Below are 11640 nucleotides of genomic sequence, written 5' to 3' on the forward strand. Positions count from 1 at the left end.
AAGCCTGGCAGCAAGCGAGCCAATCACGATGTTGAAACCATCGACTGGAGAGCCGTGTGCGGGAGAACCGCACGCACGGTTCGGGCGGGGAGGCGAAGCCTTCCCGACCCCTATCTCGATCTGGGTATTTCTGTGGTCGGCGCCTGACCGATCGGGGATACGGAAGACCATCTCCGGCGTCCGGCTATGCAGCGTCAGGCGGTTACCCAGCAAGGATTGCTTCATTTCCCGGTAGCCCAGTTCGATTTCCCAGCGATGGCCGTAAAGATCGACGATATCCGCCGCCGGAAAGCGCAGCGGGTCGATCATCGAGGTCAGGATCTGGACCTCCTTACCGTTCACCTTGCGCCGTAACAGACGCGCCGTCATCGTCGCCGGCAAGTCCGGCCATTTCTTGCGGGCCTGAGGCGAGGTCGTCAGGGTCACCAGGCGATCTTGCCGCCCCAACGAGCGTTCTTCCTGATACTGCGTACCCTTCTTCAGCGGAATAAGCCAATGGCGTTGCTCGCCGGCGCTCTGCCAGGCATGCAGCAGACCCAGCGAATAGAACCCTCGGTCAAACAGGGTCAGAGAGTGATCCGGGGTGCTGGCGATGAGCTCGGGCGTCAGTTCCATTTCACTGCTCGCCACACTGTCGAAGACCGAGCCCGTCAATAGATGGCTGGTCAGCTCCATCTGGCACACCATGCGAATCTGCGGATAGCTCGCCTCCCCCTGGGCATTGGACGTGCGCGCGAAGGCCGTCTGATTCTCGGGGGAGTCGGGGGTGCGCCAGACCACGCCATCAACGCCCAGCAGCGTCAGGCCACACCAGTGAGGATGCGGCGTCTGTTGGTGCCACAGGGCCTGGGTCTGCTCGAAGACCCGTTTGACGGGCCCGATTCCCAACCGTTGACGTGCCTTCACCACGGCGCTGGGCGCGACGAAGGGGCGTTTGCCGGGCAGCATGATGTCGAGGTGATTGACGATCTGTCCCATCGGAATATGCCGAAACAAGGCCATCCCGACCACGGCCCAGACCACCATGTCCAGGGGCAGGCGACGCTTGCGCAGTGTGGCCACGCCGGCTTGCTCAAGACAGGTGTCAATCAGTTCGGGAGAGAGCACCTCGGAGAGGCTGGAGAAATCCTCGGGTGCCGCCTTGGCAATGGCATCAATGGCGTCGCTGAAATGCATGGGTCGTCCCGTGTCAGTGGATCTGACACGGGACGATCTCATCCTCATCATCAGCTTATAGAGAATAGGCTTAACTGACTGGCATTACTCGATTCGGGCGGTTTTTTTATGCGTGGTGCGCCAGGCATGGCGCGCAGGGCCTGACTGGCGCTGCTCCGGAGGATGGCGCCTCGGGATGACCTGGGGGAAAGTCCCCTATGCCCCTGATAGCGGGAACCGTTAGCCGAACGGCAAGGGTGTCCACTGCGAGGCGGAATCTGAAGGAAGCCCGAGGCAAGGTCGCGCGTCTTGCCCGGGCGGCCTGTTCGTCTGCCACTGGCTACCGGCACCATGAGGTGCCGGGATGGGCGAACAGGTGTCAGCAGAGGCCATAGGAGGCTCCCTAACCAAGAGCTGAAAAGCTGAACCTGTCACGAGTGGATAGTTGGCCGCTCTCTGATGTGGACGAGCAGAAACGTCTTCGCCCAAGGAGGATGGTCCACCTACGCTTGCTCAACGACATGTATGGCATGCCAGACCTGGCTGGGCTTGGCGCCGTCGCGTTCGTAGTCGGCACAGGTATCGTGGCGGATGAGCTCGCTGGCACGGCAGGTCACTTCCAGCCATCCCTCGCGCTGCGCGGTCTGCCAGCGTACGGGCACGCTCAGCCGGTGAGCGTCGACCCGCCTGGCTTCGCCTTTCACACTCACTCCGCCGCGCATTCCCCGCTTTTCCAGCCACGCTAGCGCGGCGACCTGGGCACATTGCTCGGGCGGCGTCAACGTCGAGTCGCCGCGATAGCAGGGCAGGTAGGGGCGATCCTCGGCCTCGGCCTGCAACAGGCGCGGGATATCGTCGGCGGCGAGGCGGCCGTACTTGCGCAGTGCCGGGAAGACCATGACGCTGGCGGCCAGCCGACAGCCACCCAGGTGGGAACTCTCCCAGACCTCGAAGGGGTAGGCATGCTGCTGCGCGGCGCTGGCCAGCGCCTTGTAGCTGCGGTAACCGAACTTGGCGCAGCATTTGTCCTTTTTGCCGTGGGTGCAGCAAAGAATCAGCGACCCCTCGACGCGGCCGGCCCGCCAGCGTTCAAGCGACCTTCCTTCGACGAAGGCATGCAGCAGCTCGGCCAGTTCCTCCCTCTTTACGTCGTACGTCCGACACTCCGGCATCAGCACCACCCGGTGCCGGTGGCTCGGCTGCTCCCGGCGGTGAATCAGGTTGACCCGTCGTCCGCCGTCGGCGATGGCGTCGAGCAGAGTCAGCACACCTTCGGGCATGTCGCTGGCCTGGCGCAGGTTGCGCAGCCACTTGGCCCGCGGCCAACTGATTAGCATGTTGCGTGTGGCATGCGCGGCGGTGCCCACCAGCGGGTCGCCGATCTCGGCGCTCTCGATGGCACAGAATTGTCTGGGGGCGGCGGTCATCGGCGACTCATCGTGGTAACGGGGTGGTCAGCCATGCGCGACCCCGGACACCACCTGAGGGATGGGTGTCGTGCCCGTCAGACTGGGCACGCAGAGCAGGCGCCGGGTATGCGGATCGCGAATGACATGCGCATCGAGATCGAAGACTTGCTTGAGGTGGGCACTGGTGAAGACCGTTTCCGGTGGCCCGCTATGCTCGATGCGGCCTTGGCGCATCATCACCAGAATGTCGGCATAGGCCGCGGCCAGGTTGAGGTCGTGCAGTACCACTAGCAGCGTGCGTCCTTTGTCGTGGGCGAGCCGAACCAGCAACTCCAGCAGGTCGACCTGAACCTTCAGATCGAGAAAGGTCGTCGGCTCGTCGAGCAGGACCAGGTCCGTCTCCTGGGCCAGGATCATGGCGATCCAGCAGCGCTGGCGCTGTCCGCCGGAGAGCGCGTCGACACTGCGCTCGGCAAAGTCCGTGACATCGGCATAGGCCATCGCCTCGCGGATGGCGCGAGCATCCTGCTTGGCATCCTGCTGCCATAGCCGCTGATGGGGAAAGCGCCCCATGCCGACCAGTTGCCTGACCGTCAGTCCCTCCGGTGCGGATGGGCCCTGCGGCAGGATGCCCAGGCGCTGTGCCACCTCGCGGGTATTGCGGCGGTGGATATCCTTGCCATCGAGACAGACACGTCCGGCACTGGGCGTCAGCGTGCGCGCCAGCGTCTTCAGCAGCGTCGACTTCCCGCTACCGTTCGGGCCGAGCAGCACCGTCAGCTTGCCCTCGGCCACCGCCAGGTCGACGCCGTCGAGTACGTGTCGGGATGCATACCCGGCACGCAGGGCTTCGCCCGTCAGTCGCGGCGGCTTGGCAGGTGTCGAGGGCATTTGAGTTGGCTCGTTGGTCAGGTTCCTAGGCCCGAAGAACCGTAAGCCAAAAAATTCTCATTTTCAACGTCTAAACGTCCTCTATCTGGCCTATTCAGAACCATGGGGTGTCAGGCCATGGCGAACGGATTGCTCGGTGAACATGGACAGGTTTTTTATTAATGATTAGAATAATGATTCGCATTTGCATAATGACTTTTGTCATCGACCCAGCACAACAGCCAATTACAGCTTCGCAACGTGATTAGTCAGGGTGACGCGGATTCACAGGCCAATGGGCGCCAGAAGCCGACGGCGGAAAAGCCACCGACGAGGACAGGGGCTTTCGTCGACGGCACGGCCGGCTACCGGGCAGGTGAGTCTTTAAAAGGACGCATTCTTGCGGAGGCCATATGAGCTACGCCCGTTTCTCTCGTTTACCCGGCGAGACGAGCCGACATGCATCGACGCATGCATTGCTGAATTGCATCATCAAGGAAGTGGCAATACCCCATGACACGCTGTCCTATCGATGGCCAGCCCAGCGGGAAGGCCTGCCGGAGCAGCTGCATGGCACGCCACTTGAGATCGAATGGTCGGCATCGCTTTCGCTGTTCGTGATGGTGGACCGGCGCTCGGTCATCGGCAGCCACTTCTACCTCTCCGATGCCTACATTCGGGAGGCGGGAGCCCCAAGCTGGCACGTCCCCGGGATAGCGGAATTGGTCTCCGCGCTGCTGGAACACTGTCAGTGGCATGACGGTAGGCTCAATCAAGAGTTATGCGATCAGGTCGTGCAGAGCCAGGACGTCATGACGACGATCGTCGCCCACGCCGTCGAACAACCGAGGCTGCATCCGCTGGCGGATTATCGCCGCAGTGAGCAGGGGCTGTGGTTCGGCCACCCCAATCATCCCACGCCCAAGGCCAGGCAGTGGCCGCCCCATCTGCTGCAGGACAAGCCTGCCTACGCGCCGGAATTCTGCGCCACCACGGCCCTGCACCAATTCTCCTTTCCCGTGGCCGGGCTGAGTGTTCAGGCCAATCGCTTGAGTGCCCTGGACGTGCTGCCGCATGTGGCGGACCAGAGCCGTGCCGAGGATGGCGATCGTGTCGTGCTCAGCATGCATCCGGTGCAAGCCGATCTTTTCCGCCAGGATGCCCGGGTGGCGGCGTTGATCGGGGACGGCGTCATCGGCGATCTCGGACAGAGCGGCTGGCGCGCCGCGCCCACCGTGTCCATGCGCACCTGGTACATCGAGGGACATCCCTGGTTCCTCAAGGGATCGCTCAATGTGCGCATCACCAACTGTGTGCGTAAGAACGCCTGGTACGAGCTGGAGAGTACGCTGGTCATCGACCGCATTATGCATCGGCTCGACCAACAGCAGGATGCGGCCCTGGAAGGGCTGTGTGTGGCACAGGAACCAGCCACGGTGCACTGGGCACCGGCCGCGGGCATTGATGCCGACAGGCGTTGGTTCCGGGAGCAGACCGGCATGATCCTGCGGGAAAATTTCTGCGAGCGCTTCTCGTCCGAGCGCTGCCTGCTCAGCGCGACGCTGTTTGCGCGAGATGCCCAGCTGGCGCCCATGGTGCTGTCCTTCCTCGACAGGGCGTCGCTTGCCGGTGGAGGCGACACCCTGCCGTCGGAAGGCCGCGTCCGGCAGTGGTTCCAGGCCTACCTGGGTACGCTGGTGGCGCCGGTCATGGGGCTGTTCTTCCGCCACGGCATCGTCATGGAGCCCCATTTGCAGAATTGCGTGCTGATCCATGACGACGGCATGCCCCGGCAGATGCTGCTGCGTGACTTCGAAGGGGTCAAGCTGACCAGCGACAAGGGCGTGGACTGGCTCGCCGGGGAGTCACTGCACCCCCGCGTCAAGGAGTCGATGACCTACCGCCGTGAGCGGGGCTGGAACCGTATCGCCTATTGCCTGCTCGTCAATCATGTCGCCGAGGCGATCCTGGCGCTGAGCTGGCAGCGCCCGGCCCTTGGCGATGCGCTGTGGCAGGACACCCTGGACGAGCTGCGTCGCGTGCGACAGAACCTGGGCACGTCGGCCCCCGAGCTGGATGCGCTGTTGGCGGGAGGCGACCTACCCTGCAAGACCAACTTCAAGCTACGGCTGATGGCCCAGGCGGACCGGCAGGCGCAGTACGTGTCGTTGCCCAACCCCTGGCGCGTCACCCAGGCCATGGGCAGGGAGGTGGCCTATGGCTGAGCGTCTCTCGATTTCCGAGCACATGATTCCCGACCACATCCTCGCCGCCATTGCCTCGCATCGCCGGGCGTGTCGCGAGCCCATGGCGGCATTCTTCTATGACCTGCCGGCGCTCGCCGCGCACGGCCGCGCCATGCAGGCGGCATTGCCAACCGGCGTCGAGCTCTACTATGCGATCAAGGCCAACAGCGAGGCGGCCATCATCGATACGCTGGCGCCCGTCGTGGATGGGCTGGAGCTGTCGTCCGGCGGCGAAATCGCGCGGGCCTGCGCCTGTTCGACGCCGCGCCCCTGGGTGCTCTCCGGACCGGGCAAGCTGGATTCCGACATGCGTGAGGCCATGACGCGAGGTGTCGAGGCCTTTCATGTCGAAAGCCTTGGCGAAATCGCCCGCTTGCAGACGATCGCAGCGTCGCTGGATCACCTGCAGGCCGTGCTGCTGCGCATCAATCCTGCGCTGCCCGCGGATATCTCCAGCCGCCTGAGAATGGCCGGCACCGCCACGCCGTTCGGCATCGATGAGGCGCAACTGGCTGACGCTGTGCGAGCGGTGGATGACGCCTCGAACCTGACCCTGGTCGGCTTTCATATTCACGCCATGTCGCACCAGACCTGCGAGCAGCGACACCAGCGGCTGCTGGCGTCCTATCTGGAGCGCTGGCCCCGGTGGCGAGCGTTGACGCGCCATCCCGAGCGGGTCACACAGCTCAACGTGGGCGGCGGTATCGGTGTGAACTATCTCCAACCATCCGAGCAGTTCGACTGGCCTGGCCTGTGTCAGGCCCTGGGAGAGCGTCTTGAGGCCATGCACGAACCACCGCTGGTGCGCTTCGAGATCGGCCGTTTCCTCTCGGCCTTCTGCGGCTATTACGTGATCGAGGTGCTCGATACCAAGGTCAGCCATGGGGAGGGCTTCCTCGTCTGTCGAGGCGGCACCCACCATTTCCGTCTGCCCGCGGCCCAGGGGCACGATCACCCGGTCATTCACCTGCCCCGCGACCCCGAGCGGGCGAGCGAGGGCGAGCGTCAGTCCTGGACCGTGGTGGGTCAGCTCTGTACCCCCAAGGACGTGCTGAGCCGCCGCCAGGAGCTGCAGGGGGTGGCGGTGGGCGACCTGTTGGTGCTGCCGTTGGCCGGTGCCTATGGCTACAACATCTCTCACGCGGACTTCCTGTGCCACCCGCGTCCCGAGCAGATCTTCGTCCGCGGCTCTCGCAACTGCCGCGAGAGCCGCGAGCTCGAGACGCGAGGCCAGCGGCACGCCGAGTCGGTGGGCTGAGCCGATGTTCTGACCGAGGCGCTTCGCCGATCCATTTTCCAAGTTTGAAGGTACATCATGTCATCACAGGAACGTGTTCTGCCGCCGGTCGCGGCAATCGAGGGGGATCCCGACGCTCCGATATCCATTTCCACGCCGTTCGCTTCCCTGGCGCACTGGCGGCATCACACCCGTATCGAGCAGCGCGTCGTCGGCCAGCTGCTGCAGACCCTGCTCTACGAGGACGTGCTTCCTTATGAGGTCGTCGCCGAGCCGGAGGCCGATATCGCCGGTACCATGCTATTCACCCTGACGCTGGGCAAGCGTCGCTATCGGGTGAGCGGCTGGCAGTGCCACAGCTTTCAACTGATCCGCCTCGCGCATGCCACCCTGGTGGTCGAGGGCCCGGCGGGCTCGCCGGAGTCGGTAAGCCTGCAGCGGTTCATAGAGGATCTCGAGGCGGCGCTGGGCGCTGTGGCGATCCAGCCCGGTTTTGTCAATGAACTGACACAGACCCTGATCAAGGACGTGCAGTCATCCGCCTGGCCGGTGCCCTATAACGAGACACCGCAGACGCTGGATGCCGATGCCCTGGAGCAGTATTTCACCGATGCGCACAGCTACCACCCCTGCTACAAGTCACGACTCGGCTTCTCCCTAAGGGACAATCAGCGTTATGGGCCGGAGTTCGCCCAACCGCTGCGGGTAGGGTGGCTGGCCGTGCCGACGCGCCTGGCGCATCAAGGAGCCATCAGCGGCGTGGCGCTTGCCGAGCGGATCGCGAAGGACGTCGGACCGCGCGTGCTGGCGAGCCTGGACGACTACCTCGCGCAGCGCCAACTGGCGCGGGACGACGTCGTGCTGATGCCGGTGCATCCCTGGCAGTGGGAAAACGCGCTGGTTGCGGTGCTATACCCGGAGCTTGCCAGCGGTGAGATCGCCCTGCTGGGCGAGGGTGAGACGACCTATACCGCGCAGCAGTCGATTCGTACCCTGGCCCCGCGAGACACGTACCAGCCGTATCTCAAGCTGGCGATGAGCATCACCAATACGTCCAGCACGCGCATCCTGGCGCGCCACACCGTCACCAACGGGCCGATCATCACCCAGTGGCTGCAGCGGCTCATCGACACCGACGCCACCGCCAGGGCCGCGGGGTTCGTGATTCTCGGCGAGGTGGCCGGCGTGGCGCTGGACGAGCGGGCCTTTCCTGATACCCGTTACAACGACGTGTACGGCAAGGTCGGCGCCATCTGGCGCCAGAACGTCGGCGAGTTTCTGGAGGACGGCGAGCGGGCCGTGCCCTTCAATGGGCTGAGCCAATTCACCCGAGACGCCGAGGGGGCGCCTGGCGTCCCCTTCATCGCGCCTTGGGTGGAGCGCCACGGGCTGGAAGCCTGGACCCGGCAGCTCGTGGATGTCGCCACCCTGCCGATCATTCACCTGCTGTTCGCCGAGGGCGTGGGAATGGAATCCCATGGCCAGAACATCGTGGTCATCCATCGCGATGGCTGGCCGCTCAGGGTGGCATTGAAGGATTTCCATGACGGCGTGCGCTTCAGCACGGCGCATCTGGCACGCCCCGAGCTGGCCCCGGCTCTGGAGCCCGTGCCCGAGCGTCATGCCGCCCTCAACCGCAACTCCTTCATCGTCACCGATGACCCGGAAGCGGTCCGCGACTACTCCTGCGATGCCTTCTTCTTCATCGCCTTGGCGGAGATGGCGATTTTCCTACACCGGCATTTCGGCCTGGACGAGTCGCTGTTCTGGGCCATGACGGCGGAGGCGATCAAGGCCTACCAGCGCGCCCATCCGCAGCACGGCGATCGCTACCGATGCTTCGACGTCTTCGCGCCCCGCTGGGAGGTGGAAGCCCTGGCCCGCCGTCGCCTGTTCGGCGACGGCGACCCCCAGGTCAAGCACGTCCCCAATCCGCTGGCCCCCTTCGCGCCGGGCGAGGAGGCGTCATGCTGAGGACCAACCGACTGAAGCGGGCGCTGACCGAAGGCAGGAAGGTCCACGGGATCATGGCTTCCCTGCCCACGGCCGCCTCCATCGAGCTGATCGCCGAGGCGGGCTTCGACTTCGTGGTGATCGACACCGAGCACGTGCTGATCAACCCGGAAACCGTCGAGCACATGATCCGCACCGCCGAGAGCTACCAACTGACGCCCCTGGTACGGGTGGCGGACGCCGACCCCAAGACCCTGCTGCGCCTGCTCGACGGCGGCGCCCAGGGGATCGTGCTGCCCAACGTGGAGGACGCCGAGACCCTCGAACGTGCCGTGGCCGCCTGCAAGTACGCGCCGGAGGGCGAGCGCAGCCTCAATGCCGGGCGGCCCGGCGCCTTCGGCAAGGACTCCCTGGCAGACTACGTCGTCCAGGCCAACCGGGAGATCATGGTGGTCGCCATGATCGAGAGCCGCCAAGGTGTGGCGCAGATCGAGGCGATCTGCGCGGTGCCAGGCCTCGACATGGTGCTGGAGGGAGCGGCGGATCTGTCCCAGTCCCTGGGCGTGACCTGGCAGACCGGCCATCCCGACGTCGTCCAGGCTTTGGAGGCGGTTCAGCGTGCGGCGAGCGAGCATCGCATTCCCTATTGCGCCTTTCTGCGTCACGCGGAGGCCAAGGCCGGGTGGCAGGCGCGTGGCGTCAGCGCCTTCATACTGGGCGATGAGCGGGGCATCGCCTTTCGCGCCCTGCAGCGGGCGCTCGGCGAGGCCAGGGCGCCGGTAGAGAGCGGGGCCCGGGCGCCGGTAGACGGCGAGTCACAGGCGCCGCGAGAGAGCGAGGCCACCCGCTCATGAGGTCACCGATGGCTAATGTTTCCTTTCCTTCTCATCGATCGAGCGATGACGCCTCGCCCGACCGTACCGACACCGCTATTCCCGACACTTCGATGGAGTGCACGACCATGAAAACCCTTGATGCCCAGCGCCATGCCGAGGCGCAGATCCTACAGTCACTGGTGGACGGTCTGCTGGTCGAGGGCCTGCTGGATGACCTTGACGCGGCCTGGCTGGTTGCCACCGAGGCCGACGACTGGCTCACCCGACTGCCGGTGTTCCAGGAGGCCCACTGCGGCAACCCTTCGCAGCGCTTCTGGCACTGGTGGCAGGACCCGCAACACAGCATCGTCATGCTGCTGCAGCCCGGCATCACCCAGGCGTGGGAAAAGGTGTCTCAAACTCCGGTGATCGTGAGGCATCACCAGCGCGGGGAGTGGGCGTCACTCGACCCCGTCGCCTTCATGTGCCGGATCTTCGCTGCCGTGACGGATAGCGACGAGCAGGCCCTGGAGCAGGGACAGCAAGTGTTCCTCAAAGCGCTTGCCGACAGCCTCTGGCAGGCCGCCAGTTCCATGGGGCACCGAGTGGAGACGCGCGACCTGCCGGGGCGCGACACTGCCGAGCACTTCGCGATCATGGAGCAGTGGGCGTCCTTGCTCGACCGGCCCTATCATCCCACGGCTAAGGCCAAGCAAGGGCTCAGCGAGGCTGAGTATCGCGCCTACATGGCCGAGTTCAACGCCCCCATCCGGCTGCGCTGGGTTGCGATGGCCCGCGACCAGGTGATGACCGGCGCCGGCGTCGGCAAGGATTGCCCCGTGGCGGTGCAGTGGCTCGCCGGTGACGAGACTCGCCGAGCCCTGGAGGATGAGCTGACGTCGCGCGGCCTGGCCCGGAGCCACGTCGCCATTCCCGTGCACCCCTGGCAGCACGAGCATGCGCTTCCCCATTGGCTGCAAGCGGCCTTTGCGGCGGGAGACTGCGTCTCGCTGGTGACGGTCACGGAGCCTTGGCTGGCGACCTCGTCGCTGCGCTCGCTGGCTCCGACCACGGCGAGCCCGCACTTTCTGAAACTGCCGATGGCCATCCATTCGCTCGGCACCTCGCGCTACCTGCCGGCGGTCAAGATGTTCAATGGCGATCTCAGCGCCCGCCTGCTGCATCAGGCCAAGGAGAAGGATGCCCGGCTTGCCGAAGCGCTCTACCTGTGTGACGAAGGCAAGTGGTGGGCCTACATGCCGAAGGGGGCGACGCTGTTCGACGAGGCGCCGCGGCATCTGTCCGCCATGGTGCGCAGCTATCCCAGTGCACTGCTGGACGACCCGGGCGTGCGTCTGGTGCCCATGGCCACGCTGGGAACACCGCTGCCGGGGGGCGAGCATCACGTATTCGACGACTGGCTGGCACAGCGCGGCATGCCGGCCAGCCCCGCTTCGGTGCAGGCGCTGTTCGGCGAGTTGTGCGACAGTTTCTTCGACATCAACCTGCGCATGTTGCGGCTCGGCATGCTGGCGGAAGTGCATGGCCAGAATGCCGTGCTTATCTTCAAGGAAGGGCGGTGCCACGGGCTGCTGCTGCGCGATCATGATTCTCTGAGGATCAGTGTCGCGCGCCTCGAGCAGCACGGCATGCAGGACCCTTGCTACTGCATCAAGCCCGGCCACGCCAATACCCTCTATCACGACAGTCTCGAGGCCCTGCTGTTCTGGCTGCAGACCCTGGCGATACAGGTCAATCTGCGGGCGATCATCGACACCTTGGCGGATCACTACTCGCTGTCGCGCCATGATCTTTGGCGGGAGATGGCCGCCCGCCTAGCCTGAATATTGCACCATTGGCGCGAGTTCGGCCTGCTGAGTGATCAGGCCAGCTCTTCATGCTGGATTCAGCAAGAATCGGTCACGTTTTGATCAATTACCCAGCGTCGAGACACA

The 11640-nt window shown here is 64.8% G+C and carries 8 protein-coding genes; 5 read left to right on the forward strand and 3 right to left on the reverse strand.

All coding sequences use genetic code 11. The features are described from left to right. The 3 genes from K7I12_RS16660 to K7I12_RS16670 all read right to left on the reverse strand — a co-directional run. Positions 1 to 1176, reverse strand: a 1176-nt coding sequence (locus K7I12_RS16660) for an IS4 family transposase (RefSeq protein WP_231664740.1), incomplete at its 3' end; no start/stop codon positions are given. 482 nt (positions 1177 to 1658) lie between these two features. After that, on the reverse strand, positions 1659 to 2582 hold the full coding sequence (locus tag K7I12_RS16665) for a sucrase ferredoxin (RefSeq protein WP_031384367.1): 924 nt from the start codon (positions 2580 to 2582) through the stop codon (positions 1659 to 1661). Between the two features lie 27 nt (positions 2583 to 2609). Continuing rightward, positions 2610 to 3455: an ABC transporter ATP-binding protein gene (locus tag K7I12_RS16670; protein WP_031384366.1), complete on the reverse strand. Its 846-nt coding sequence runs from the start codon at positions 3453 to 3455 to the stop codon at positions 2610 to 2612. Positions 3456 to 3847: 392 nt separating this feature from the next. On the opposite strand from K7I12_RS16670, the gene K7I12_RS16675 reads away from it, so the two are divergent. The 5 genes from K7I12_RS16675 (at position 3848) to K7I12_RS16695 (ending at position 11529) form a co-directional block, all read left to right on the forward strand. After that, positions 3848 to 5659, forward strand: coding sequence for an IucA/IucC family protein (locus tag K7I12_RS16675; RefSeq protein ID WP_031384365.1), 1812 nt, complete (start codon positions 3848 to 3850; stop codon positions 5657 to 5659). Then, positions 5652 to 6938, forward strand: coding sequence for a type III PLP-dependent enzyme (locus K7I12_RS16680; protein WP_031384364.1), 1287 nt, complete (start codon positions 5652 to 5654; stop codon positions 6936 to 6938). Before K7I12_RS16675 ends, K7I12_RS16680 begins: the two co-directional genes overlap by 8 nt. A 57-nt stretch (positions 6939 to 6995) precedes the next feature. Beyond that, on the forward strand, positions 6996 to 8891 hold the full coding sequence (locus tag K7I12_RS16685; RefSeq protein ID WP_231664741.1) for an IucA/IucC family protein: 1896 nt from the start codon (positions 6996 to 6998) through the stop codon (positions 8889 to 8891). Next, the gene (locus tag K7I12_RS16690; protein WP_051907489.1) at positions 8885 to 9724 is read left to right on the forward strand and encodes an HpcH/HpaI aldolase family protein; all 840 of its coding nucleotides are present in this window, start codon (positions 8885 to 8887) and stop codon (positions 9722 to 9724) included. The genes K7I12_RS16685 and K7I12_RS16690 overlap by 7 nt, the downstream gene beginning before the upstream one ends. Positions 9725 to 9831: 107 nt before the next feature. Next, the gene (locus K7I12_RS16695; protein WP_231664742.1) at positions 9832 to 11529 is read left to right on the forward strand and encodes an IucA/IucC family protein; all 1698 of its coding nucleotides are present in this window, start codon (positions 9832 to 9834) and stop codon (positions 11527 to 11529) included. Positions 11530 to 11640 lie beyond the last annotated feature (111 nt).

The sequence above is a fragment of the Halomonas sp. IOP_31 genome (assembly GCF_021151495.1).
GTDB classification, from domain to species: domain Bacteria; phylum Pseudomonadota; class Gammaproteobacteria; order Pseudomonadales; family Halomonadaceae; genus Modicisalibacter; species Modicisalibacter zincidurans.